This is a genomic window from Pseudarthrobacter sp. AB1 (assembly GCF_014926485.1).
Taxonomy (GTDB): Bacteria; Actinomycetota; Actinomycetes; order Actinomycetales; family Micrococcaceae; genus Arthrobacter.
In genome coordinates this window covers 117571-139956 of sequence record NZ_PZKO01000032.1, presented here as the reverse complement: position 1 = coordinate 139956, position 22386 = coordinate 117571, and the positions used below count along the sequence as shown (strand labels likewise).

Genomic DNA, 22386 nt, shown 5'->3' with positions numbered 1-22386 from the left:
CGTTCCCCATCCGTAACTTCCCCGTGAAGGAGAAGCTGTGTCTATTCCGAACACCAAAACAGCAAGCGCTGACGACACCTTGAACCCCGCGCCCAGCGGCCAACAGCAGAAGGACGGCGTGCAACGTCGCACCAACGTCCGCTGGAAAATGTTCCTGCTCCTGCTGGTCCTCGTGGCCGTCAATTACATCGACCGGGGGTCCATCTCGGTGGCCCTCCCGATCATCCAGAAGGAATTCAATCTCGCCCCGGAGCTCGTGGGGCTGCTGCTCTCCGCCTTCTTCTGGACCTACGCGCTGATGCAGGTCCCGGTAGGCCTGCTGATCGACAAGTTCGGTCCCCGCAAGGTCATGACGGCATCCTGCGTCGGATGGGGGGCGGCCACGGCCGCCTCCGGCTTCGCCGGCGGCTTCCTCAGCATGTTCATTGCCCGGATGGGTATCGGCGTTACGGAAGCCGGCGTTATGCCGGCCGGCGGCAAGCTGAACGCCATCTGGATGCACAAATCCGAACGTGGCCGCGGTGCCACCATCCTCGACGCCGGGGCCCCCCTCGGTGCTGGCCTTGGCGGCATCCTCATTGCCGGCCTGATCGCCTCCACCGGCAGTTGGCGCCTCGCGTTCATCATCGCCGGCGCCGCCACCGTCCTGATGGGCCTTGCCGTGTGGTGGTACGTCCGGGACAACCCGCGGCAGCACCCCGGGGTCAACGAAGCCGAGGCGGAATACCTTGAGGCCTCCCACGCCGCGGAGGATTCAGAAGCTGAGCTGGGCGGCAGCAAAGGAAAGCGCGCGCTTCTGCCCTACCTGCGATTCCGGTCTTTCTGGGCAATGTGCTTCGGCTGGCTGGGTTTCAACGGCGTTTTCTATGGCCTGCTGACGTGGGGTCCGCTGTACTTGGCCCAGGCCAAGGGTTTTGACCTCAAGACCATCGGCTGGTCCACCTTCGTGATCTTCGGGGCCGGATTCGTCGGGGAAATCCTGGGCGGCACCATCGCCGACAAATGGCGCAACTCCGGAGCTTCGGCCAACCTCGTTATGCGGACCCTCCTCGGTATCTCCAGCATCGTGGTAATCGGCGGCCTCATTGGAGTTACCATCGTTGCTGATTCGACGACCGCCGTTGTCCTCCTGTCCGTGGTCATGTTCTTCCTCCGCTGGGTGGGCCTGTTCTGGAGCATCCCCTCCATCCTGGGCGGCCGGACGAACGCCGGCGTGCTGGGCGGCGCCATGAACTTCAGCGGCAACATCGCCGGTTTCGTCACTCCGATAGCCGTGGGCCTGATCGTCGGGGCGACCGGCTCCTACACGTGGGCTCTGCTGTACTTCGTGGGATCCGCAATCATCATGGGCGCCTCTGTCCTGACGTTGAACTACACCAAGCGGCTTCCCGTCTAGGCCGCCCGTCGGGACAACCGTCCAGACCGGCCCGCCCTAAGCTAGGCCACAGCACCATCTCCCGGCCGCCGGGAGCGCAACGTCACCAAAGAATCCGAATGGAGCACCATGCTTACCGCCGAAGAGACCCAGGACAAGGAACGCCCCCTCCGCGAGACTGTCCGGGACACCCTCCGCACCAGGATCTTTGAAGGGCATTACGCTCCCGGCACACGGCTGGTGGAGCGCGACCTGGCAGCCGAATTCAATGTCTCCCGGCTGCCGGTCCGCGAGGCGCTCCGGATGCTGCGCCAGGAGGGCCTCCTCAGCGACCGGGGAGCCCGCGGAGCCGAGGTCAGCTCACTCAGCCCCAAGGACGTGGAGGATCTCTTCGACGTCCGGCAGTCACTCGAGGTGCTGGCCTGCCGGCTGGCCGCCGTCCGCGCAACACCGGAAGACCTGGGCTACCTTGACGGCCTGCTGGAGGAGGCCGAACGCTGCCTCGCCAAGGGCGCAGTCATGGAAGCCCACCGGGCCAACAGCGAATTCCACGACGCCATCACCCGGATCGCGGACAACGGCTTCCTCAAATCCGCACTGGAACCACTGCAGGGCCGTATGCACTGGCTGTTCCGGCACGTCAGCGACCTGCCCGAACTGATCCAGGAACACCGGGAATTGTACGGCGCCATCGCCAGCGGCGATCCGGACCGTGCCGCGGCCCAGTCTGCGTCGCACATCGGCAAGTACCGCGAGCAGTTCCCCGACGACTTCCAGAAAACAGAACCCGCTCTTCACCGGAAGAAAAAATGAAACTCCTTGTCATCAACCCCAACATCAGCCACGACGTTACGGCCCTGATTGAATCCGAAGCCCTCCGTTCGGCTGCGCCGGACACCGAACTCGTGGTCCGCACGGCAGGGCACGGCGTCGAATACATCGAAACCCGCTTTGAGTCCCTGATCGCCGCCGGCGCGGTGGCAGAGGTCATTGCCGAATACACCGCAGAAGCTGCCAGCGGCACCATCTCTGACGGCGCCTCACACGGGGACCGCATCGACGGTGTCGTCGTGGCGGCCTTCGGCGATCCGGGCATGCCTGCCCTGAAGGAACTCACAGACGTGCCCGTCATCGGCATCACGGAAGCCGCCCTGTGCGCCGCCGCCCTGCAGGGCCACCGTTTCTCCATCATCGCCATCTCGGACCGGATCAAACCCTGGTACCTGGACTGCGTGGAACGCTTCGGCCTCGGCGGCCGGCTGGCCTCCATCCGCTCCATCAACGAAAGCCTCAACGGCATCGGGTCCGTGCAGCACGACTTCAAGGAAACGCTGCTGGCACTCAGCCGGCAGGCCGTCACCGAGGACGGCGCCGACGTCGTGATCCTCGCAGGGGCGCCCCTTGCCGGGCTGGCCCGCGAACTTCGGGGCCAGATCCCGGTTCCGGTGGTGGACGGCATCTCAGCCGGCATCCGCATGGCGGAGGCCGTCGTCGGGCTTCAGTCCGGCCCGCACCGGGCCGGGGCCTTCGCGCCGCCGCCGCTCAAGGCCCGCAACGGCCTCTCCGGAAACCTCGACGCCGCCATGGCCGCCGCCCAGTCCGCACACGCCGCTTCACAGATTTAGGAGGACAACGATGTCCCGACAGCCCGACCTTGTCATCGCCAACGCCACAGTAGTTAACTGCTTCGGCCGCCAGAACGCCCACATCGTTATCCAGGACGGCCTGATCACCCAACTCGTGGAAGCCTCGGAAGCCATACCCGCAGCCGAACGCACCATCGACGCCGCCGGCCGGCTGGTGATTCCCGGCGGCGTGGACGGCCACTGCCATGTGGCCCAGGTGACCGGACGCTTCCGCACCCTCGACGACTACCGCACCACTTCGACCGCGGCGCTGTGGGGCGGCACCACCACGATCATCGACTTTGGCATCCCCCGGGACGCCCAGGAAACCCCGCTGGCCGCCGTCCTGCACAAGAAGGAACTCGCCGTTGAGTCCCGCTGCGATGTTGCCCTGCACGGCGCGGTGGTGAGCTGGGACGAAACAGTGCCGTGGCAGCTTGAGCAGCTCGCCGCCGAGGGCATCCGGTCCGTCAAGATGTACACCACCAACCGCGGCAGCACCATGGCGGACGGGGACACCATCCTGAAGGTCATGCGCGAGATGGTCCGGCTCGACGGCCTCACCTACATCCACGCCGAACACGACCCCATCATCAACGACTGCACGCAGCAGCACGCCGACGACGGCAGGATCGGTATCGAACACCTGCACCGGACGCGACCGGAACTCGCCGAGGAAATCTCGGTCAGGGAAACCCTGGCCATGGCCGAGTACACCCAGGCCCCCGTGTACTTCGTGCACCAGTCCACGCCGGGCGCCGTGGATCTGGTCACCGAGGCACGTGCCCGCGGCCAGAAAGCCTATTCCGAGACGTGCCCGCACTACCTAGCCCTCGATGACACGGTGTACGGGTCAGCTTTCCCGGAGTGGTACGCCTGCTGCCCGCCGATGCGCAGCCCCGAAACCGTGGCCGCGCTCAAGGAACGGCTGGCCGGCGGCGCTATCCACACCGTCTCCTCGGACCACTCCTGCTACGACCTGTCCCAGAAGCGCGAGCGCACGGACGACGTCCGCGCCATGCCGCACGGCCTGCCCGGCGTGGAAACCCGGATGCCCGTCACCTTCACGGCCATGGCTTCCGCCGGCAGCTCGGTGGAAGAGTTCGTGGAGGTCTTCGCCGCAGGCCCGGCCCGCATCAATGCGGTCCCCGGCAAGGGGACCATCGCCGAAGGCTTCGACGCCGACCTGGTGATCTTCGACCCCGCCGAGGAACGGACGGTGGACGGCGGAGCGCTGCACATGGGCACCGATTTCTCGCCGTTCGACGGCCGGACGCTCACGGGCTGGCCCGCCGTCGTGGTGTCCGCCGGGCGGGTGGTGCTCGACGGCGCCGGCTTCCACGATCCCGGCGCCGTGGGGCGTTTCGTGGCCCGCAATGGCTTCCGCGAACACCTTGCGTCCGCCGTGGATTCCGCCCTGGCCACCACCCCCGCAACCCTCGCCGCAGCAAAGTAGGAGCAGCCATGCCATCCGCAGCACGCAAGACCCGTATCGGCATGATCGTGCCGTCCTCAAACACCTGTCTGGAGCCGCAGAGCTACCGCATCCTGGGCGACCGGGACGACGTCACCATCCACTTCACCCGGATCCCCGTCACCAGGATCGCCCTGGATGACTCCTCGGACAGGCAGTTCGACCCCGCCGTTATGCGCACCGCCGCCGAGCTGCTAACAACGGCAGGCGTTGACGTCATCGCCTGGAACGGCACGTCCGGCTCCTGGCTCGGCGCGGACCACGACCGGGAGCTGGCCGGCGAAATCGCGGACGCGACGGGCATCCCGGCCACCACGTCCACGCTGGCCTATCTGGCAGCCTTCGAGTCCTTCGGCACGGAGCGGATAGGGCTTTTCACGCCGTACACGGAAGACGTCAACCGCGCGGTCATGGACTCCTACCAGCGGGACGGCATCAAAACCATCGGCCACCGGGCCCTGGGGCTCAGCGACAACGAGTCGTTCGCCCGGGTCACGGACGACGAGATGCGGCCGGGGTCACTGGAGCTGGCCGCAGCCCGTCCGGATGCCCTGGTCTACCTCTGCACCAACCTGTACGGCGCCAACCTCGCGGCTGAAGTGGAGGCCGAAACCGGCGTTCCGGTGCTGGACTCCGTGGCCGTAACGCTGTGGCACTGCCTCAAACTTGCCGGGTCCCCCTTGCTCGCACCGAGGTGGGGCAGGCTGCTGGCCGGCTAACGGCCAGGCAGCAGGTCAGCGGCCTGCAGTTCCAGCAGCCCAGGCAGGAACCGACGGCGGCCCGCCCACTGGGAGCGGGCCGCCGTCGAACCCTTCACGTCTGTGCCCAGGCTGCCGGAGTTCCGGCGGCCGGGGCTACATCCGGATGGTCAGCGCGCCGGGCTCAAGGGTCATCAGGACGTGCTTGCCGTCGCCTTCGTGGTCGCCGTCAAGCTGGTAGTCGTCGTTGTGTTCAAGGGTGATTTCCACGGATTTACCCTGGTAGTACTCCACAGACGTGTCCTTGCCCTTCCCCTTGCCGATCATGCCGGCGATCACGGAGAACCAGCCCAGCTTCCCCTTGGGGGCCAGCACCGCCACGTCCAGCAGGCCGTCATCCATCTTGGCGTCCGGGAAGATCTCGAGTCCGCCCTGGACCTTGCCGCAGTTGCCCACCATTACGCTGCGGACGCCGCGGTGCACCACGTCCTTGCCGTCGATCACGATGGTTGCCTTCACCGGCTTGCCTGGCAGGTTCCGGATGCCGGCGTCAACGTACGCCAGCCAGCCCACCTTGTCCTTGAGGTCCTCGTTGGTATCGGCCATGATGGTCGCGTCATAGCCCACGCCCGCCATCACCAGGAAGACCTGCTCCTTGTCCGGGTCATTGCGGACGGCCCGCACGATGTCGATCTTCCGCTCGGTGCCCGCCAGCGCCCCGGCCATGGCACCGTCAAAGTCCGTGACGTCCATGCCGAGGTTGCGGGCCAGCAGGTTTCCCGTGCCGAACGGAAGCAACCCCATGGGCACGTCGCCGCCGGACAGGACCTCGGCCACACACCGCACGGTACCGTCGCCGCCGGCGGCAATAACGACGTCGGCCCCTTGCGTGAGTGCCTCCTTCGCCTGGCCGACGCCGGGGTCCTCCTTGGTGGTCTCCAGCCAGATGGGCTCGCCCCAGCCGTTCTCCGAGCAGTGCTTCGCCGCCAGGGCACGCACGTCGATGTCCACCGGCTTGGCAGGGTTGATGATGATGGCCGGGCGCTTGAGGGGAGTGGAGCTGTTGGCTGTCATGGTGTCCTTCGCTGACATGGGAAAGTGGGCCTGGGGACAGCGTACTTTGTTACAGCGCCTTCACCGCGCCCAGCACCTTGGCGAGTGAATCCTTGGCGTCGCCGAAGAGCAGCGAGGTCTGCGGCTCGTACAGGAGCTCGTTTTCGATTCCGGCGAATCCGGGCCGCATGGAGCGTTTCAGGAAGATCACCTGGCGGGCGTCGGCCACTTCCAGGATGGGCATGCCGTAGATCGGCGAGCCGGAGGAGGTCTTCGCCGCGGGGTTCACCACGTCGTTGGCGCCCACCACCAAAGCGACGTCGGCCATGCGGAATTCGGAATTGATCTCGCCCATCTCTTTGAGTGATTCGTACGGCACGTTGGCCTCGGCCAGGAGCACGTTCATGTGCCCCGGCATCCGGCCGGCCACGGGGTGAATGGCGAAGTCCACCTCGATGCCGCGGGCTTCGAGGGCCAGGGCCAGCTCTGCCGCGGTGTGCTGGCCCTGGGCCACGGCCAGGCCGTAGCCGGGGACGATGATCACCCGCTGCGCGTAGCCCAGAAGCACCGCGACGTCCTCCGGGCTGGAGGACCTGACGGGACGTTCGCTCACGGCGGTGGATCCCGCCGTCGAACCTCCCTTGAAGGCACCGAACAGGATGCCGGCCACGCTGCGGCCCATCGCGGCCGCCATGGCCCGGGTGAGGATGGTACCGGAGGCGCCCACCAGCGTGCCGGCCACCACCAGCAGCACGTTGCCCAGCACCACGCCCGACGCCGCCACGGCCAGGCCGGTGAACGCGTTCAGGAGCGAGATGACGATGGGCACGTCCGCGCCGCCCACGGGCAGCACCAGCAACGCGCCGGCCGCCAGGCCCAGCACCATCAGCAGCACCGCAAACGCCAGGGAACCGGTCAGGACGACGGCGACGGCGGTGCCCACCGCTGCGAGAAGCACCGCGGCCATCACCACGGGGAGGCCTGGAAAAACGACGGGGCGGGTGGTCATCAGCTCCTGGAGTTTGGCGAAAGTGACCCCGGAGCCTGCGAAGGAAACGGCCCCCACCAGGAGGGTGAACACGATTGCGACGCGGACCCAGGGGTCGGCCGTATGGCTGAGTTCCAGCAGCGCCACCAGGGCTGCGGCGCCGCCACCCACCCCGTTAAACAGCGCGACGAGCTGGGGCATCTGGGTCATCTGCACCCGCCGGGCCACCGGCGCCGCCACCGCGGTCCCCACCGCAATGGCACCGATGATCCAGGGGATGTTGTCCAGCCGGGCGGAAAGAAAGACCGTAACGACGGCGAGCAGCGCACCGAATGCACCGATGAGGTTGCCGCGGCGGGCGGTCCGGGGCGAGCTGAGCCCGCGAAGCGCCAAGATAAAGAACACCGCGGCGGCGAGGTAGAGAAGCGAGGTCCAGACCGGATCGAGGAGAGTCACTTCGCGTCCTCCTTGCCGGTGGATTCCTTGAGCGGGGCGCCCTGGACCGGGGCGCCTTGGCGGACGACGTCCTTCCGGGCACGGAACATGTGCAGCATCCGGTCCGTCACCACAAAGCCGCCCACCAGGTTGGCGGTGGCCAGCACCACGGCGAGCAGCGCCACGGCCAGGATCCACGGGTCCGCGGCCTGCCCGGCCACAATGATTGCGCCTACCAGGATGATGCCGTGGATGGCGTTGGCGCCGGACATCAGCGGGGTGTGCAGGGTACTCGAGACCTTGGAAACCACCTCGAAGCCCACGAACACCGCCAGCACGGTGACCGTCAGCAGGCTCATGCCGTCCATCAGATTCCCCCCTCTGTCTGGACCCTGTCGCTCTGGGCCCGGGGCGCATGGTCGGGCAGGGCAGGCACAAGTGCCTCCAGAGCCTCGGCCGTGGGCTGGTGCCGCACCGCGCCGTCGTGCGTCAGGCACGCTCCGGCTACCACCTCGTCCGCGAAATCGGGGGCAACGGTGCCTTCCCGGATCATCAGGGCGAGCAGGTTGGCCACATTCTTGGCGTACAGCCGCGATGCGTCCTGCGCCATCGCGGACGGCGCATCCTTCAGCCCCACCAGCGTGACGTGGCCCTGACCATCAGCGGTGGGGATCAGGATGTCCTCGCCGGGAACGGCTCCCTCCACGTTGCCGCCGGACTCGGCGGCGAGGTCGACGACGACGGAACCGGGGCGCATGCCCTGCACCATTTGCTGGCTGACCAGCAGCGGTGCGCGCCTGCCGGGAACGGCCGCGGTCGTAATCAGGACATCGGCCATGGCCACGTGCGGGGCGAGGAGTTCACGCTGCAGGGCGCCGCGGTCGGCGCTGAGCTCGCGGGCGTAGCCGCCCGATGCCTCCGCCGTTTCCAGATCAAGTTTGATGAACGTGCCGCCCATCGATGCGACCTCGTCGGCGGAGGCGGGCCGGATGTCGTTGGCAGAGACCCTGGCCCCCAGCCGCTTCGCGGTGCCGATGGCCTGCAGCCCGGCAACCCCGGCGCCGAGCACCAGCACCCGGGCCGGCGGGACGGTGCCGGCAGCGGTCATGTACAGCGGGAAGAAGCGCGGGAGCCGGATGGCGGCTTCCAGCACGCAGCGGTAGCCAGCCACCAGGGCCTGGGAGCTGAGCGCATCCATTGACTGCGCCCGTGAAATGCGCGGGACAAGTTCCAAGGCGAAGGCGGTCACACCGGCCTCCACGAGCGCCTGCACGGTGGCGAGCTCGGACGACGGCGACGCCAGGCCAACGGTGACGGTGCCCCTTTTCAGGGCTGCCGCCGTCGGGGGTTCCAGCGGGCGGACGTGGACCAGGACCTCCAGGTCACCGGGGTCCAGGTCCTGGACGATGCGGGCTCCCGCGTCGGTGTAATCGTGGTCCGAATGGCCGGCGGCGGCCCCGGCGCCCGCCTCGATCAGGACATCCAGGCCCAGCCCCGCCAACTGCCTGACCGTTTCCGGCGTGGCGGCCACACGCCGTTCACCCTCATGACGTTCCCGCGGTATGCCCAGTTTCAAACCGCCAACTCCCTTACGGACGTAGTTGGCTCGAGTCTATGGCGCCTTGCACGAACTGGCAGCTAATTCGCTCAGATTCGCGTTGTGGGGGCATTTGCTGCCTGTTCGCGCAGACCCGCAAGAGCCAGCCGGCCGCCAGCTTACTGGCGCGCGCTGAGGTCCGCCGAGACCAGCTTCGCGGTCGCCACGATTTCGCGGGCCACGGCAGCGAGGTACGCTTCCGGGTCCGGTTGGGCCGCCACCGATTGGGCCTGGAGGGATACGTTCACCGCGGCCACCACCTTTGTTGGCCCGTCGTACACGGGAGCGGCAACGGACATCAGCCCGAGCTCAAGCTCCTGGTCAAGCAGGCACCAGCCCTGGGCGCGGACCGTATCCAGCACTGCCAGCAGCTCCGGGACAGCGCCCAGCCCGCGCGGCGTCAGCGGTTTGATGGCCGCCGCTGCCAGGTAGTCCCTGAGCCCGGTGGGCGGCAGGGCCGCGAGCAGCACCCTGCCCATGGACGTGGCATAGGCCGGGAAGCGGGTGCCCACCGTGATGCCCACGTTCATGATGCGGCGCGTGGTCACCCGGGCGATGTAGGCAATGTCCGTGCCGTCCAGCACCGCCGCCGATGTGGACTCGCCCAGCTTGAGGGACAGCTCCTCCAGGTGCGGCTGGGCAAGCTGCGGAAGGGACAGCCCGCTGAGGTAGGCGTAGCCGAGCTGCAGCACCTTGGCCGTGAGCGCAAACGTCTTACCGTCGGTCCGTACGTAGTCCAGCTCAACGAGGGTGTGGAGAAAGCGCCGGGCCGTGGCTCGGGTCAGGTCCGTCCGGGCCGCCACCTCGGTGAGGGTCATGACCGGGTGGTCGGTATCAAAGGCGCGGATCACGGCCAGCCCGCGCGCCAGCGACTGCACGTACTGGTCACTCGCCTGCGGGGCGGCCCGTGAGTCTGCGGGTGCGTTGGTCATGGTTACCAATCCTATTCGGCCCGCGATGGGGTGTCAGGTCGCGACGGCGGCGGCCGGTTTGAGCGGGACGGGCACCAGTTCCTGGAGCTCCTCCAGGGTGCAGCCGAACGTCTCGCGGACAGTGACACCGCCGGGCCCTGTCAGGAAGACGGCCTTGTCCGTATACACGCGCGTCACGCAGCCCACGCCCGTGAGCGGGTACGTGCACGCGTCCACGATCTTGGACGCGCCGTCGCGGGTCAGGAGCGTCATCATCACAAACACGTCCTTGGCGCCGGTGGCCAGGTCCATCGCCCCGCCCACGGCCGGGATGGCGTCCGGGGCCCCGGTGTGCCAGTTGGCGAGGTCGCCCGTGGCCGAGACCTGAAACGCGCCGAGCACGCAGATGTCCAGGTGGCCGCCGCGCATGATCGCGAACGAGTCCGCGTGGTGGAAGTAGGACGCCCCGGGCAGCTCGGTGACCGGGATCTTGCCGGCGTTGATGAGGTCGCCGTCAATCTCGTCGCCCGCGGCTTCCGGGCCCATACCCAGCATGCCGTTCTCCGTGTGGAGCGTGATGTTCTGCTCCGGCTTGAGGTAGTTGGAGACGAGGGTGGGCTGGCCGATGCCGAGGTTCACGAACGAGCCGGGCTTGATGTCGCGGGCCACGAGTTCGGCGAGGTCGTCGCGGCCCAAAGGCTTGTGGGACGTCTGAATGCTGGCCTGGCTGTTGGTCTGTGCGCTCATGTTCAGGCCACCTTCACGATGCTGTTGACGTAGATGCCGGGAGTCACGATGTTTTCGGGATCGAGCCCGCCGGTGGGGACAATCTCGGACACCTGGACCACCGTGTGCTTCGCTGCGGCAGCCATGATGGGGCCGAAGTTCCTGGCGGTCTTGCGGTACACAAGGTTCCCCACGCCGTCGGCCTTCAGGGCTTTGATCAGCGCGACGTCGGCGTGGATGGGTGTCTCGAAGACCTGGCCGCGGCCGTCGAGGATGCGGGTTTCCTTGCCCTCGGCCAGCATGGTGCCGTAGCCGGTGGGCGTGAAGAACCCGCCGATGCCGGCACCGGCGGCGCGGATCCGCTCGGCCAGATTGCCCTGCGGCACCAGCTCCAGCTCGATCTCGCCGGCGTGGAACTTGGCGTCGAAGTGCCATGAATCGGGCTGCCGCGGGAACGAGCAGATCATCTTCCGCACCCGGCCCTCCTTGATCAGCAGCGCCAGGCCCTGGTCTCCCTGGCCGGCGTTGTTGTTCACCACTGTCAGCTCCTTGGCGCCGCAGTCCATCAGCGCGTCGATCAGCTCGAACGGCTGGCCGGCGTTGCCGAACCCGCCGATCATCACGGTGGAGCCGTCCTTGATCCCGGACACGGCCTCGTCTACGGCGTCAACAAATGTCAGCATGTTCTAGGCCTTCCCTGTGCTGGCGACTGTACCGGCCGTGACGTTTTCGAGGACAACGGCGAGGCCCTGGCCCACGCCGATGCAGATCGCGGCGACGCCCCAGCGTTCACCGGAGGCCTGCAAGGACCGGGCGAGGGTGCCCAGGATCCGGGTGCCCGATGCGCCCAGCGGGTGGCCCATGGCGAGCGCGCCGCCGTGGCGGTTCACGATGGTGGGGTCGATGCCCCAGGCGTTGATGCACGCGAGGGACTGTGCTGCGAACGCTTCGTTAAGTTCGACGGCGCCCACCTGGTCCCAGCCGATGCCCGCCTTCGCGAGGGCCTTGTTCGCGGCCTCCACAGGGGCGTAGCCAAAAAACTGCGGGTCGTTGCCGTGTGCGCCGCGGCCGGCGATGCGGGCCAGCGGTTCCAGCCCGAGCAGCCCGGCGGCGGTTTCACTGCCGATCCAGGCCGCGGAGGCGCCGTCGGACAGCGGGGATGCGTTCCCGGCGGTGACGGTGCCGTTCTCGGTGCGGAACACGGTCTTCAGCCCGGCGAGTTTCTCGGCTGAGGACCCGGCGCGGATGCCTTCGTCGCGGACCAGGCCGGTGCCCGGGACCGGGGCGACGAGGTTGTCGTAGAAGCCCTCCTCCCAGGCGGCGGCGGAGAGGTTGTGCGAGTTCGCGGCGAACTCGTCCTGCTGCTCGCGGGTTACGCCGTACTTCTCGCGGAGCCGCTCGGTGGCCTCGCCCAGGGAGATGGTCCACTCCTTCGGCATGGCCTTGTTCACCAGGCGCCAGCCCAGCGTGGTGGAGGCCAGTGTCATGTCCCCGGCCGGGTAAGGCTTCTCCGTCTTGGGCAGGACCCAGGGGGCCCGGGACATCGATTCGGCGCCGCCCACCAGCATCAGCTCGGCGTCGCCGGCGTTGATCTGTCGCGAGGCAATGATCGCCGCGTCCAGCGAGGAGCCGCAGAGCCGGTTGACCGTGGTGCCGGGGATGGACACCGGGAGGCCGGCCAGCAGCGTGCCCATTCTGGCGATGTTGCGGTTTTCCTCGCCCGCGCCGTTGGCGTTGCCGAAGACGACCTCATCGATCCGCTCGGGATCGAGCCCGGGCGCGCGCTTCACCGATTCGGTGATCACGTGCGCCGCCAAGTCATCCGGACGGACCCCGGCAAGGCCGGAACCGAACTTACCGAACGGCGTGCGAACGGCGTCGTACACAAAAGCCTGGTTCATAATTTCTCCTCTGAATTCTGTGCTGGGTTCCCAGCCAGGTCGCCGTCCAGTTCTTGGAACACCTGCTGGGCGGTCTTGAAGGCTGTGTTGGCAGAGGGAACTCCGCAGTAGATCGCGGTCTGCAGCAGGATTTCCTTGATTTCGTCCTTGCTCAGGCCGTTGGTGATGGCCGCGCGGATGTGCATGGCCAGCTCTTCCCAGTGCCCGTGCGCCACCATGGCGGTGATGGTCACGGCCGAGCGCATCTGCCGCGAAATGCCCGGCCGGGTCCAGATGCCACCCCACGCGATCCGCGTGATCATGTCCTGGAAATCCTCGGTGAACCCGTCCTTGTTGGCGTTGGCCCGGTCCACGTGCGCGGCCCCCAGCACCTCGCGGCGGACCACCATGCCGCCGTCGTAGATCTCCTGGCTGGTGGCGTCCGGCTGGACGACGCCGTTCCGTTCTGTGCCCGGAAGTTCGGCCCCGCTCATTTGGTTGCTCCCTGGGATTCGGTCCAGGAGATGAGGTTCCGGAGCAGGTCGGCCACGTGCCCGGGCGCCTCGAACGGGGCCAGATGGGCCACTCCGCCCAGCGTCACGGCGTTGGCGGTGCCCCCGCCAGCGGTGATGCCCGCCGCCACTTCTTCCGCGAACGACGGCGGCGCAACAGTATCCTCAGCACCGGCCAGCGCCTGCGTGGGGACGCTGATGCTGCCGAGGTCCCCGCGGACGTCAAAGGCTGCCAGGGCCTCGCAGCAGAAGGCATAGCTGAAGCGGTCGGCATCGCGCAGGGCGTGCAGGAGGCGGCTGCTGCGCGCGGGTTCGCGGTCCATAAAGCCCGGCGCGAACCAGCGCTGCGCGGAGCCCTGGATCATGATGGGGGTGCCCTGGCTGCGGACGGTTTCGGCCCGTTCCAGCCAACCTTCCGGCGTGCCGAGCTTGGCGCCGCTGCACTGGACCGAGAGGCTCTTGAGGCGTTGGCCATGTTTGATCCCCAGCTGCAGGCCGGTGGCGCCGCCGAGGGATACCCCGGCGTAGTGAAAGCCGGCGCCGGGCGCGATGGAGTCCACGAGGTCCACCACCGCATCCGCGAGATCGGCAACGTCAAAGCTTTCGGTGGCTGCCGGCGAGACACCGTGGCCAGGCAGGTCCCAGGCCACCACGTCGTAGTCGGTACCGAGCAGTGTTGCCGCCTCGGTCCACAGTAGGGTGGACGTGCCCAGGGACGGTCCGGCTACGAGCAGGGGCCTGTCCCCCAGCGGGCGCTGGGGCGAAAGCAGCACTGCCTTCAGGGTCGGTTTAGCCACGGTTGGCTCCGTTCGCGTCGTTGTGTGCTGAATTGGTGTCCGCAGAAGAATCTGTTGCGGAAAGCTCAAAGTCCGGAAACGCGGCCAGGATGCGGCGCGCGATTTCGGCTGCCTGGCCCAGGTAGCTGGCTGGGTCCAGGAGTTCCGCCAGCTGCCCATCGGAAAGCGTCTCTGCCGGGATGGCCTCTCGGAGCAGCCGGCGGTAGGTGTCCGCCTGTTCGGTCGCGGGCGCCTGGAGCGTACGGTCCGTCACGGTCTGGAGCTGCTGCTTGCCGTTGCGGCCATCCTGTTCGGCGAGCAGCGGCGCGACGGCCGCGCCCACCCGTTCGGCCAGGAGCAGCGGTCCGGCAAGGTCCAGGTTGCGGCGCATGGCGTCCGGGAAAACCTGTAGGCCTTCGGCAAGCTCCCGGAGGTGCCCGGCCGCCCCGAGTGCCAGCCGGAGAAGCTGGCGCAGGGCCGGCCATTCCGAGTGCCAGGCGGCGTCGGGGCGTTCGTCGTTGAAGTTGGCGGCGGCCAGGTGCAGCTGGGCCACCAGCTGGGGCGCCTGGAGCGCGGCGCTGCGGATAAGTACCGACAGCACCGGGTTCTGCTTCTGCGGCATGGCCGAGGAGACGCCGCGGCCGGCGCCCCGCGGTTCGGCGAGTTCGGCCACCTCGGGACGGCTGAGGAACAGGACGTCTGCGGCGATCTTGCCGCACGCGTCCAGCACCGAGGCCAGGGCATGTCCGACGGACGTGATCGCCAGACGGTTGGTGTGCCACGGTGCAGGCGCCGCGGCAAGGCCAAGTTGCCGGCCCAGTGAGCCGGCCAGGTCAAACGGGTTGGTTGCCGAGCCGGCGGTCAGCACGGTCCCGGCGGCGAGGGTGCCGGCGGCGCCGCCGAACTGTACCGGGAAGTGCACGTCGCCCAGCTGCTGGCCTGCGGTGGCCAGCCCATGGAACCACTGCGCCGACCGCAGCCCGAACGTATACGGCAGCGCGTGCTGGGTCAGGCTCCTGGCGACGCACAGCGTGTCCGCATGCTTCTCTGCCAAGGCAGCGAGCGCCGCCGTCGTGCCTTTCAGATCCGCCAGCAGCGCGTCGACGGTGTTGCGCGCGAGCAGCATCAGCGCCGTGTCCAGCACGTCCTGGCTGGTCAGCGAGGTGTGAACCGCCTTCACGGCGCCGATGCGGGCGCCGTCCAGCGCCGTGACCTGCTTGCGCAGGTCGACCAGGATCGGGATCACGGGGTTGCCACCACCCCGGGCGCGGAGCGCGATGTCTGCTGCGTCGTAACGTCCGGCCTCGGCAGCGGAGGCCACGACGGCGGCGGAACCGGCCGGCGCCAGGCCCGCCTTCTCCAGCACCGCGGCCCAGCCGGATTCGACGGCGAGGATCGCCGCCAGCACGGCGCGGTCACCAGTCAGCGCCGTCACCAGGGGCGACGCCGAGACAGGACTGAGCAGGCCGACGTCGCCGTCCGCGGCGGTTCCGGAGTGGACGGCGCCTCCCATGCTGGGGGTCTCAGTCACTGGAAGTCCAGGAAGACTGTTTCGCCCTCGCCCTGCAGGCGGATGTCCCAGGTGAGTCCGCCGTCGGCGTCGCGGCGGGCGATCAGGGTCTTCCGCCGTTCCGGGTCCAGGGAGCTGAGCAGCGGATCCTGGGCGATGGCTTCCTCGTTCTCCGGCAGGTAGATCCGGGTGAACAGGCGGTTCGTCAGGCCGCGGGCAAAGATGGCCACGGAGATGAAGGGTGCGGCCGCTGGTTTTCCGGGGACCTGCACGGTGGGGCCGGGGTTGACCGTGGTGAACGTGAACACGCCGGAGTAGCCTACGGAGCCGCGGCCCCAGCCCGTGAAGGTGTAGCCGTCGCGGACCAGCGAACCGGTCTTTTGCATAACCTTGCCGTCTGCGTCGGGCTGCCAGATCTCCAGGATGGCGTCCGGGACGGTCTCCCCGGCGCCGTCGTACACGGTGCCCTGGAGGCGGATGGCCCCGGGCGAGCCGGGGGCCAGGAGTTCATTGTCTTTCTCGAACGGCAGCGCGTAGCCGTAGAACGGGCCGACGGTCTGCCCGGGGGTGGGAACAAGCTGCGTGGTCTGGTTGCTCATGTGCCTATTCCTCATCGCCTGCTGCGCCAAGCGCCTCGTTTTCGGTCCAGGTCCGCTTTGGCCCGGTCAGGACGATGTCCCAGTTGTAGCCCAGCGCCCACTCGGGCTCTGTCAGGTTGTGGTCGTACGTGGCCACCAGCCGGTCACGGGCGTCCTGGTCCACGATGGTCTGGTAGATGGGGTCCAGCGGGAAGAGCTGGTCGCCCGGGAAGTACATCTGCGTGATGATGCGCTGGGTGAACTCGGTGCCGAACATCGAGAAGTGGATATGGGCCGGGCGCCAGGCGTTGACGTGGTTCTTCCACGGGTAGGCGCCGGGTTTGATGGTGGTGAACCGGTAGGAGCCATCCGGGCCGGTGATGCAGCGTCCGATGCCGGTGAAGTTGGGGTCCAGCGGTGCCGGGTGCTGGTCACGCTTGTGGATGTAGCGGCCGGACGCGTTGGCCTGCCAGATTTCCACGAGCTGCCCGGCCACGGGGCGGCCGTCGCCGTCCAGGACTTTGCCGGCCACGATGATCCGCTCGCCCTGGGGTTCGCCGTTGTGCTGGATGGTCAGGTCCGCTTCCAGCGCGTGCACGTCCTGATGGCCGAACGCCGGTGAGTAAAGCTCGATGGTCTCCGGATCCGCGTGGTGCAGGCTTTTGGTGGGGTGCCGCAGGATGCTGCTGCGGTAGGGCGCGTAGTCCAGCCGGGGCTGGGTCTCGGCTGGGGCGCCGTCCTTGAGCGCCCGCGCGTAGGCATCGCCCAAGGCGTTAATCTCGGCACTGAGATCCTGCTGTGTCTCCACGGCGGCCTCCTCTTCTCTCGTTGTTTGTAGCTGGCGTTGGTGTTGGTGGTGCCGGCGGGCGGTGCTGTCTTAGGGATGCTGCAAGTGGTCGTATTGGACGGCGTGGCGCACGGGGGCGTTGGGGGCGCCGTAGCCGTCGTAGGCGCCGCGGCGTTCCACCATTTCGAAGAACACACTGCCCACGGTGGCGGTATAGAAGTGGAGGAATTCGCCGTCCGCGTCCCGGTCGTACAGCAGGTTCAGGTCCTGGAGTGTGGCCAGGAAGTCCGGTGCCAGGCCGAAGCGTGCGTCCAGGTCCTCGTAGTAATTGGCCGGGATCTGCAGGAATTCCAGGCCCCGGGCCTTGCAGTCCCTGGCGGTGGCCACCAGGTCATCCACGGCGAAGGCGATGTGTTCCTGGTAGGTCTTGCGCTGCTGGTTCAGCGGCGCCAGGTTCAGCACCAGCCGCACGGCGCGGTCCCCGGTGGCCATGACCTGCGAGCGGACCAGGCCGGTGGGGCTGGGAACTTCCGCGAACGGCTGGGGCTCCAGCGCCAGGGCGCTCGTGTAGAAGAGGACGGCCTCGTCGAAGTGCTGCCACGGCTGTGCCAGGTTGACGTGGTCGATCACGGCGGTGGCTCCGGCGGACGGCTTTTCCAGCCCTTCCCCGAATTCACTGGTCCAGGCTGCGGTGCCGTCCGAGGTGCCCTGGCACAGGAAGATCTCGGTGGAGTCCGGGGCGGCAAAGCCCTGGAACACCTCCTCGTTGGCCTGGCTCTTGCGCGGGACCGCGGGGGCCTTCAGCTGTTGGGCGCGGGCGGCGGCAATCGCAGGGGAGGCAACGTCAAACCCCAGGGCGGCGATGGCTGGCGATGCATCCGCCGTTGAATCGTGCCCGTCTGCCGGTGCGGCCTCGTTGATGATCACCCGGGCGCGGCCCAGGCTCCAGAGCTGCACGTCCTTGGTGCGGTGCCGGCCGTTGAACTTGAAACCCAGCTGGCCCAGCACGGTTTCCAGGCCCTTGGTGTCCGCGGCCCTGACCTCGGCGAAGTTGTAACCTGCCGGTTCGGCCACCCGCGGGAGCGTGGCCAGTTCCATCGGATAACGACGGCGGCCGGGGCCCGTAGGACCACCAGCAGCGGTGCCACCGGCACCACCGCCGGCGCCACCGTCAGCATCCAGCCACTTCGCGCTCTGTTCCTCCAGCCAGATGAGCGAGCGCATGGCGTCCACGGCGGTGCGCTCCACGTCCGACTGGCGGAAAACGTCGTTGAAGATCTCCAGCGACACCGGGCCGCTGTACCCCGCCCGGACCACGTGACCCATGAACTTGGCGAGCTCGAACTGTCCCTCGCCCGGGAAGACCCGGTAGTGCCGGCTCCAGGAGAGGACGTCCATGGAGAGCTTGGGGGCGTCCGCCACCTGGACGAAGAAGATCTTTCCCGGGTTGAAAGCCTCGATGGGGGCGGTGTCCCAGTTGCGGGACAGGATATGGAAGGAATCCAGGCAGGTGCCCAGGTTCGGGTGGTCCACCGCTTCCACCAGCTTGTGGGCGTGCTCGTAGTCCTTGACGTACTTGCCCCAGGCCAGGGCTTCGTAGGCAACCTTGACGCCGTGGTCCCCGGCCAGCGCCGCAAGTTGGCCGAGCTGTTCAACCCGGAGGTCGTCGCTGTCGATGCTGGCGGTGGCGACGTTGGAGCAGACCAGGATGGTGTCCATGCCCAGCCGCGCCATGAGTTTGAATTTGGCTTCGGCGCGCCGAAGGTTGGCGGTGAGGAGGTCCCCGGACACGCTGTCGAAGTCGCGGAACGGCTGGTAGAGATCCAGTGTAAGGCCAAGGTCGGCCGCCATCTTTCGGACGTTCTCAGGAGTGAGCGGCGTCGTCACCAGGTCCTGTTCGAAGATTTCAATGCCGTCAAAGCCCGCGATGGCGCAGGCCTGCATCTTCTCCTTCAGGGTGCCGGAGAGGCAGACCGTGGCTATTCCGGTACGCATCAGGCGGACACCTCTTCCTTGGCCACGAGCTCCAGGAAATGGCTGCGCATGCGGTCTGCGTCAGCTTCCAACCCGGTGAAAATTCGGAAGGAATCCGCAGCCTGCCCTACGGCCATGCGGCCACCGTCCAGGACCTCGCAGCCCTTGGCGCGGGCGCCGCGGACCAGCTCGGTGTCGATCGGTCGGTAGACGATGTCCGCCACCCAGTGCCGCATTTCCAACAGGTCCAGGTCAAGCGGGGCGCCCGGGTGGGCGGCCATGCCCACGGGCGTGCAGTGCACCAGGCCGTCGGCCAAAGGCATCAGCTGCGGCAGCTCCGCCGTCGTGCGCGCTGTGACCGTGCTGCCCGGGAAGAAGCCAGCCAGCTCCGCCGCGCGTGCCGAGCAGCGGGCTGGGTCCACGTCCACCAGGTCCAGCGCCTTTACCCCGGCGGTGAGCAGGGCGTAGGCGACGGCGGACCCGGCACCTCCCGCGCCCAGCTGGACAACGCGGTCCAGCCGCGCGCCCGGAAGGCCGGAGGCAAGCGCGGCGGCGAAGCCGGAGAAGTCGGTGTTGTGGCCGATGAAGCGGCCGTCCTCGATGACCACGGTGTTGACGGCGCCGAGCCTGAGGGCATCCGGTGAGACCTCGTCCAGGTGCGCCAGCACAAGCTGCTTGCACGGATGGGTGATGTTCAGGCCGGTAAAGCCCAGGCTGCGGGCGCTCTTGAGCAGATCCCCCACGGCATCGCCGGAAAGTCCGAGCTCCAGCAGGTCGATGGGGCGGTAGAGGTAGCGCAGGCCCTGCACATCGCCCTCGCGTTCGTGCATGGGGGGAGTGAGTGACGGCATAACACCGTCGCCGACCAGTCCCACAAGGTAGGACTCAGTTCGATTGCTCATCCGTGCAGCTCCTTTGATACGGCACCCGGCGGGCGGCGGCGCTCGGGGCGTCCGCGGCGGATCGGGTGACTGGGATTACAATACATCACATGTTCACTTCTCGCACGCTTGTTCTGCATGCGAACATTTTGGAGTTGTTTATCGCTGCGGCAACCGCGCGGCCAGCTCCGCCGCGGCGTCCTGCAGCACGGGCACGTGGGCCAGCAAGGCTTCGATGCTGAGGCGGAAGACAGGAACGGCGGTAGCCAGGGAGGCGAAGGCGTGGCCCTGGGAGTTGAGCAGCGGCACCGCCACGGCCCGCATGCCGTTCTCGTTCTCCTCGTCCATCACGGCATATCCCTGCCGGCGAACCTTCTCGATTTCGGCACGGAAGGCTCCCCGGTCAGTGACGGTGTGCTCGGTGAGGGGTTCCAGATCAAGTTCCTCAAGCAGCGCCTCACGCTCCGCGTCCTCGGCAAAAGCCACCAGCGCTTTGCCCACGGCCGTCGCATGCAGGGCGCCAAGATGCCCGGGATCACTGGTGACGCGGAAGGTCTGCGGGCCGTCCACCTTGTTGACCGTCAGATGATGGTGGCCGTCGCGGACGCTGAGGATGGTGGCCTCCCCGGTCTGCTCGGTCACGCGGCGAAGGACAGGCAGTGCCGTGCCGGCAAATCCGTGATGATTGGAGACCCGCTGTCCCAGCTGGAAGATGCGCAGGCCCAGGTGGTAGCGGCGGCCGTCCGGCTCGTAGTCCACAAATCCGTCCCGCGTCAGGGATCCCAGCAGGCGGTACGTGGTGCTGAAGGGAAGAGCGGCGCGGCGTGAGATCTCCGCGGCGCTGGCACCGCGCGGCTCGTCACCCAAGAGGACCAGGAGGCCCAGGGCCTTGCCCACCATGTCAGTACGGTCGCCCTTGGGCGCCTTCGGCTCAGCGGCAACGTCATCGGGCACTGTGGTTTGATTCACACTCATACGTCGATGTTGCCACATCGTGGGAACTATTTCTAGATGGTGATTATTTTCTTGACAAGTGACTGCGCTCACAGCCATCATTGCTGTATCGCACAAGTAGCTCCCACCATGTGGCTACTGGTTCGGGTCTTTCAACGGACTCCAGCCGCACCGCTCCAGCTCCACCCAGGCCGCTGCGGCTGCGACCCTCCAGATCCATCCGCGACACCGTCGTCACACATAAGGAACTCCATGAGCCAGACACTTCCGTCCGCCGGGCAGGGCACTGTTGCCCCGGCCGGGACGCCAAAGAAGGCAGCCCTCGCCAGCTTCCTGGGCAGCGCCGTCGAATACTACGACTTCTTCATTTTCGGTTCCGCCGCCGCCCTGATCTTTCCCACGGTGTTCTTCCCGGACGCCGGCGCCAACGCGGCCATCATGTCCTTCGCCACGTTCGGCTTCGCCTATGTGGCTCGGCCCGTGGGCGCAGTCATCCTGAGCCACTTCGGTGACCGGGTAGGCCGGCGGAAGGTTCTCATGTTCACGCTGCTGCTCATGGGCGCCTCGACGTTCCTGATCGGCTGCCTGCCCGACTTCAACACCGTGGGCTGGTGGGCTCCGGCCCTGCTGGTGCTGGCGCGGCTGTGCCAAGGCCTCTCCGCCGCCGGCGAGCAGGCCGGCGCATCATCCATGACGCTGGAACACGCGCCGGACAACCGCCGCTCCTTCTTCACTTCCTGGACCCTCACCGGAACCCAGGGCGGCCAAATCCTCGCCGCCCTCGTCTTCATCCCCGTCCTGGCCCTCCCGGACGAGATCAAGTACGGCATCGGCTGGCGCGTTCCGTTCTGGCTCAGCGCCGTTGTTGTGATGGTTGCGTTCTTTATCCGGCGCACCCTGCACGAGCCCCCGGCGTTTGAGGAAGCCCAGAAGACGGCCCAGATCTCCAAGTTGCCTGTCGCTGACCTCCTCAAGGACCACTGGCGCGACGTGCTCCGCGTGGTTTGCTGTGCCTTCATCGCCGCCGTCTCCACCGTATTCGGCACGCTCGCCATCAGCTACGCCAAAACCGTCGCCGGCGTTGACGGGACCACCACGCTCTGGCTGGTGGTCGGCGCAAACCTGGTCGCCTTGGGAACCCAGCCACTGTTCGGCAAGCTCGCGGACCGGATCGGCCGCAAGCCGGTCTTCATCTACGGAGCCGTGGCCAGCGCCATCCTGACGCCGGTGTTCCTGCTCAGCCTGGAGTCCGGCAGCATCCCGCTGATGTTCCTCGCAGCCATAGGATTCTTCTCCTTCGGTTACGCGGCCTCCAACGCGGTCTGGCCGTCCTTCTACGCTGAGATGTTCAGCACCAAGGTCCGTTTCTCCGGCCTGGCGATCGGCACGCAGCTGGGTTTCCTGATGGCAGGTTTCGCCCCGGCCATTGTGGCTGCGATGGGCGGCATCAAGCCCGGCGGCTGGGTCCAGATCAGCATCTTCACCGCCGTCATCTGCAGCATCTCGGCCATCTCCGCCCTAACGGCCAAGGAGACGTTCAACGTCCCCACCAAGCAGCTCGGCCTGAAGTAAGGATCCTCGGCGAGCTGGCGTTCCTGCCCAGTTGCATACTGGAGAGCCCGGCGCGTCCCCAAGACATGCCGGGCTTTCCC

General features: G+C 67.5%; 22 protein-coding genes. 6 read left to right on the top strand and 16 right to left on the bottom strand.

Going from position 1 to position 22386, the window contains the following annotated elements:
• Positions 1-37: 37 nt before the first annotated feature.
• From DAD99_RS09305 to DAD99_RS09285, 5 genes are all read left to right on the top strand, one after another.
• Entirely contained in the window at positions 38-1396 is a 1359-nt protein-coding gene (locus tag DAD99_RS09305; protein ID WP_193341294.1) for an MFS transporter, read from the top strand.
• 108 nt (positions 1397-1504) lie between these two features.
• Positions 1505-2188, top strand: coding sequence for a GntR family transcriptional regulator (locus DAD99_RS09300; RefSeq protein WP_193341293.1), 684 nt, complete (start codon positions 1505-1507; stop codon positions 2186-2188).
• Positions 2185-3000 (top strand): aspartate/glutamate racemase family protein, encoded by an 816-nt coding sequence (locus DAD99_RS09295; protein WP_193341292.1) that lies wholly within the window; start codon positions 2185-2187, stop codon positions 2998-3000. Before DAD99_RS09300 ends, DAD99_RS09295 begins: the two co-directional genes overlap by 4 nt.
• Positions 3001-3010: 10 nt before the next feature.
• The gene (locus tag DAD99_RS09290) at positions 3011-4456 is read left to right on the top strand and encodes an amidohydrolase family protein (RefSeq protein WP_193341291.1); all 1446 of its coding nucleotides are present in this window, start codon (positions 3011-3013) and stop codon (positions 4454-4456) included.
• 8 nt (positions 4457-4464) lie between these two features.
• The gene (locus DAD99_RS09285) at positions 4465-5193 is read left to right on the top strand and encodes an aspartate/glutamate racemase family protein (protein WP_193341290.1); all 729 of its coding nucleotides are present in this window, start codon (positions 4465-4467) and stop codon (positions 5191-5193) included.
• A gap of 135 nt (positions 5194-5328) precedes the next feature.
• Here DAD99_RS09285 and DAD99_RS09280 read toward each other — a convergent pair whose 3' ends face one another.
• From DAD99_RS09280 to DAD99_RS09205, 16 genes are all read right to left on the bottom strand, one after another.
• Positions 5329-6246: a diacylglycerol kinase family protein gene (locus DAD99_RS09280; RefSeq protein ID WP_193341289.1), complete on the bottom strand. Its 918-nt coding sequence runs from the start codon at positions 6244-6246 to the stop codon at positions 5329-5331.
• Between the two features lie 49 nt (positions 6247-6295).
• Positions 6296-7669: an NAD(P)(+) transhydrogenase (Re/Si-specific) subunit beta gene (locus DAD99_RS09275; RefSeq protein WP_193341288.1), complete on the bottom strand. Its 1374-nt coding sequence runs from the start codon at positions 7667-7669 to the stop codon at positions 6296-6298.
• Positions 7666-8016, bottom strand: coding sequence for an NAD(P) transhydrogenase subunit alpha (locus tag DAD99_RS09270; RefSeq protein WP_193341287.1), 351 nt, complete (start codon positions 8014-8016; stop codon positions 7666-7668). Before DAD99_RS09270 ends, DAD99_RS09275 begins: the two co-directional genes overlap by 4 nt.
• The gene (locus tag DAD99_RS09265) at positions 8016-9224 is read right to left on the bottom strand and encodes a Re/Si-specific NAD(P)(+) transhydrogenase subunit alpha (RefSeq protein WP_193341286.1); all 1209 of its coding nucleotides are present in this window, start codon (positions 9222-9224) and stop codon (positions 8016-8018) included. The genes DAD99_RS09270 and DAD99_RS09265 overlap by 1 nt, the downstream gene beginning before the upstream one ends.
• Positions 9225-9364: 140 nt before the next feature.
• Positions 9365-10177, bottom strand: coding sequence for an IclR family transcriptional regulator C-terminal domain-containing protein (locus tag DAD99_RS09260; RefSeq protein WP_193341285.1), 813 nt, complete (start codon positions 10175-10177; stop codon positions 9365-9367).
• A gap of 33 nt (positions 10178-10210) precedes the next feature.
• Positions 10211-10903, bottom strand: a complete 693-nt coding sequence (locus DAD99_RS09255; RefSeq protein WP_193341284.1) for a 3-oxoacid CoA-transferase subunit B — start codon at positions 10901-10903, stop codon at positions 10211-10213.
• Positions 10904-10905: 2 nt separating this feature from the next.
• A complete protein-coding gene (locus DAD99_RS09250) occupies positions 10906-11565 on the bottom strand; it encodes a 3-oxoacid CoA-transferase subunit A (protein ID WP_193341283.1) in 660 nt (219 codons plus the stop codon).
• 3 nt (positions 11566-11568) lie between these two features.
• Positions 11569-12783, bottom strand: a complete 1215-nt coding sequence (locus tag DAD99_RS09245) for a thiolase family protein (protein ID WP_193341282.1) — start codon at positions 12781-12783, stop codon at positions 11569-11571.
• Positions 12780-13256 (bottom strand): 4-carboxymuconolactone decarboxylase, encoded by a 477-nt coding sequence (gene pcaC / locus DAD99_RS09240; protein ID WP_193341281.1) that lies wholly within the window; start codon positions 13254-13256, stop codon positions 12780-12782. The genes DAD99_RS09245 and pcaC overlap by 4 nt, the downstream gene beginning before the upstream one ends.
• Positions 13253-14071: an alpha/beta fold hydrolase gene (locus tag DAD99_RS09235; RefSeq protein WP_193341280.1), complete on the bottom strand. Its 819-nt coding sequence runs from the start codon at positions 14069-14071 to the stop codon at positions 13253-13255. The genes pcaC and DAD99_RS09235 overlap by 4 nt, the downstream gene beginning before the upstream one ends.
• A complete protein-coding gene (locus DAD99_RS09230; RefSeq protein WP_193341370.1) occupies positions 14064-15563 on the bottom strand; it encodes a lyase family protein in 1500 nt (499 codons plus the stop codon). The genes DAD99_RS09235 and DAD99_RS09230 overlap by 8 nt, the downstream gene beginning before the upstream one ends.
• A gap of 14 nt (positions 15564-15577) precedes the next feature.
• Entirely contained in the window at positions 15578-16159 is a 582-nt protein-coding gene (pcaG, locus tag DAD99_RS09225; protein ID WP_193341279.1) for a protocatechuate 3,4-dioxygenase subunit alpha, read from the bottom strand.
• Positions 16160-16163: 4 nt separating this feature from the next.
• On the bottom strand, positions 16164-16946 hold the full coding sequence (gene pcaH / locus DAD99_RS09220) for a protocatechuate 3,4-dioxygenase subunit beta (protein ID WP_193341278.1): 783 nt from the start codon (positions 16944-16946) through the stop codon (positions 16164-16166).
• Positions 16947-17015: 69 nt separating this feature from the next.
• Complete coding sequence (locus DAD99_RS09215; RefSeq protein WP_193341277.1) at positions 17016-18920, bottom strand: bifunctional sugar phosphate isomerase/epimerase/4-hydroxyphenylpyruvate dioxygenase family protein; 1905 nt, start codon at positions 18918-18920, stop codon at positions 17016-17018.
• Complete coding sequence (locus DAD99_RS09210) at positions 18920-19801, bottom strand: shikimate dehydrogenase (protein ID WP_193341276.1); 882 nt, start codon at positions 19799-19801, stop codon at positions 18920-18922. Before DAD99_RS09210 ends, DAD99_RS09215 begins: the two co-directional genes overlap by 1 nt.
• Before the next feature lie 138 nt (positions 19802-19939).
• Positions 19940-20755, bottom strand: coding sequence for an IclR family transcriptional regulator (locus tag DAD99_RS09205; protein ID WP_193341275.1), 816 nt, complete (start codon positions 20753-20755; stop codon positions 19940-19942).
• A 231-nt stretch (positions 20756-20986) separates the two neighbouring features.
• Between DAD99_RS09205 and DAD99_RS09200 the strand changes: the two genes are divergently transcribed.
• Positions 20987-22306 carry an MFS transporter gene (locus tag DAD99_RS09200; RefSeq protein ID WP_193341274.1) on the top strand — a complete coding sequence of 440 codons (1320 nt, stop codon included), beginning with the start codon at positions 20987-20989 and terminating at the stop codon, positions 22304-22306.
• Positions 22307-22386 lie beyond the last annotated feature (80 nt).

Bases quoted from the DNA above. Each gene is read 5' to 3' on its own strand.
- DAD99_RS09300 (WP_193341293.1), top strand. From the start codon at position 1,505: ATGCTTACCGCCGAAGAGACCCAGGACAAGGAACGCCCCCTCCGCGAG.
- DAD99_RS09295 (WP_193341292.1), top strand. From the start codon at position 2,185: ATGAAACTCCTTGTCATCAACCCCAACATCAGCCACGACGTTACGGCC.
- DAD99_RS09290 (WP_193341291.1), top strand. From the start codon at position 3,011: ATGTCCCGACAGCCCGACCTTGTCATCGCCAACGCCACAGTAGTTAAC.
- DAD99_RS09285 (WP_193341290.1), top strand. From the start codon at position 4,465: ATGCCATCCGCAGCACGCAAGACCCGTATCGGCATGATCGTGCCGTCC.
- DAD99_RS09280 (WP_193341289.1), bottom strand. From the start codon at position 6,246: ATGACAGCCAACAGCTCCACTCCCCTCAAGCGCCCGGCCATCATCATC.
- DAD99_RS09270 (WP_193341287.1), bottom strand. From the start codon at position 8,016: ATGGACGGCATGAGCCTGCTGACGGTCACCGTGCTGGCGGTGTTCGTG.
- DAD99_RS09260 (WP_193341285.1), bottom strand. From the start codon at position 10,177: ATGACCAACGCACCCGCAGACTCACGGGCCGCCCCGCAGGCGAGTGAC.
- DAD99_RS09255 (WP_193341284.1), bottom strand. From the start codon at position 10,903: ATGAGCGCACAGACCAACAGCCAGGCCAGCATTCAGACGTCCCACAAG.
- DAD99_RS09250 (WP_193341283.1), bottom strand. From the start codon at position 11,565: ATGCTGACATTTGTTGACGCCGTAGACGAGGCCGTGTCCGGGATCAAG.
- DAD99_RS09245 (WP_193341282.1), bottom strand. From the start codon at position 12,783: ATGAACCAGGCTTTTGTGTACGACGCCGTTCGCACGCCGTTCGGTAAG.
- pcaC (WP_193341281.1), bottom strand. From the start codon at position 13,256: ATGAGCGGGGCCGAACTTCCGGGCACAGAACGGAACGGCGTCGTCCAG.
- DAD99_RS09230 (WP_193341370.1), bottom strand. From the start codon at position 15,563: ATGGGAGGCGCCGTCCACTCCGGAACCGCCGCGGACGGCGACGTCGGC.
- pcaG (WP_193341279.1), bottom strand. From the start codon at position 16,159: ATGAGCAACCAGACCACGCAGCTTGTTCCCACCCCCGGGCAGACCGTC.
- DAD99_RS09215 (WP_193341277.1), bottom strand. From the start codon at position 18,920: ATGCGTACCGGAATAGCCACGGTCTGCCTCTCCGGCACCCTGAAGGAG.
- DAD99_RS09210 (WP_193341276.1), bottom strand. From the start codon at position 19,801: ATGAGCAATCGAACTGAGTCCTACCTTGTGGGACTGGTCGGCGACGGT.
- DAD99_RS09205 (WP_193341275.1), bottom strand. From the start codon at position 20,755: ATGAGTGTGAATCAAACCACAGTGCCCGATGACGTTGCCGCTGAGCCG.
- DAD99_RS09200 (WP_193341274.1), top strand. From the start codon at position 20,987: ATGAGCCAGACACTTCCGTCCGCCGGGCAGGGCACTGTTGCCCCGGCC.